Here is a 1,109-nt window from a genome sequence, read left to right as displayed (position 1 = left end):
CCTGCGGATTGGCCCAGTCGATCAGCCAGACGGTTTGGTTCTGCTCGCCTGCCCCTACTTTTTCCTTCACGCCATAACGCAGCAGGCGATAGACCTCCTTGTTGGCGTCATAGAGGATGCGCCCTTCGCCCAGGCTTGCCGCCCGATCCAGTTGCCTTAGCACCTTGGGGATAAGCGCCGCGTCCACACCACGCCCCGCCAGCCAGGCGGTCAGCAGTTCCGGCTCGACATTCCGGTTGTTCTCCCGTGTATGCCAATCCCCCAGATAGCGATAGCCCAGCTCCGCTTGAAATAACTTGATGACGCGGTTCTGGGTTGCCCGCTCCCGTTGGCCGACTGAAATCATGCTCTCTATCCCTGTTATTCTCTCAAGCACCCGCGACAACCGCGCAGCCGCTCTTATTTGTTACACCCACTTCGTTACACCAATCCCTGCTGCAAACGGGTCAAGGCGATCTGCAGACTGCGATCATCAAACAGCCGCGCCTTGCGCTCACCCCACGGGGTTCCCGCTGGCCAGCGATGCAACCCCTCTCGCAGCGCGCTCAGCGTCGGCGCACAGCACTCTTCGGCTATCAACCAATCGACCGTGGCCAATAACTCCATGCCATAGGGCGACTCAAAACCGTCGATTAACGCGGTCGTCTGCTCCAGTATCGGTAAAAATGCTTTGGCCTCGGTATGGAGATAAACGGCAAGCTCTTGTTTTTTGGCCTCATTAAACCAGATGACATCAAACGGCTTGCTATCCGGAATGCGCTTGTCGGACTGCAGATAACTGCCGTCCATCGCATTGAGCAGATGAGTCAGATTGTTGGCATAAGGGCCATAACGATGGGCCTTAAACTGCAACTGCAGCGGATCCCCCAGCGGGTTGCGGCCAATGACCCGCGCCAGAAACCAGGCCAGCTTCTGGATCTCCAGCAAGCTGCACTCCATCCCTAAAAACCAGTAGCGACGTACCAGTTCAGCAATCAAGGCCCGAGCCGGAGTCAGCTCCGCCACCCCGCCCCGCTTGGCCACATTTTGGTATTGGCTACTGGGCTCATAGAGCAGGATATCGATATCCAGATCGCCCAGTGCCGTTTCAATCGCCTGTTTGACCTCTG

At 57.3% G+C, this 1,109-nt stretch carries 1 protein-coding gene and 1 pseudogene; both read right to left on the bottom strand.

Annotated elements, in window-relative coordinates; all coding sequences use genetic code 11:
- The coding region (locus AACR93_RS06765; protein WP_043850236.1) for a type I restriction endonuclease at nucleotides 1-346 on the bottom strand (346 nt) is incomplete at its 3' end.
- 74 nt (nucleotides 347-420) lie between these two features.
- A pseudogene (locus AACR93_RS06760) lies at nucleotides 421-1,109 on the bottom strand (type II toxin-antitoxin system antitoxin DNA ADP-ribosyl glycohydrolase DarG); the annotation flags it as partial.

The sequence above is a fragment of the Aeromonas sp. L_1B5_3 genome (genome assembly GCF_963866575.1).
GTDB lineage: Bacteria > Pseudomonadota > Gammaproteobacteria > Enterobacterales > Aeromonadaceae > Aeromonas > Aeromonas jandaei.
Note: the sequence above shows the minus strand (reverse complement) of the source record. Positions and strands in the feature narration are given on the sequence as shown.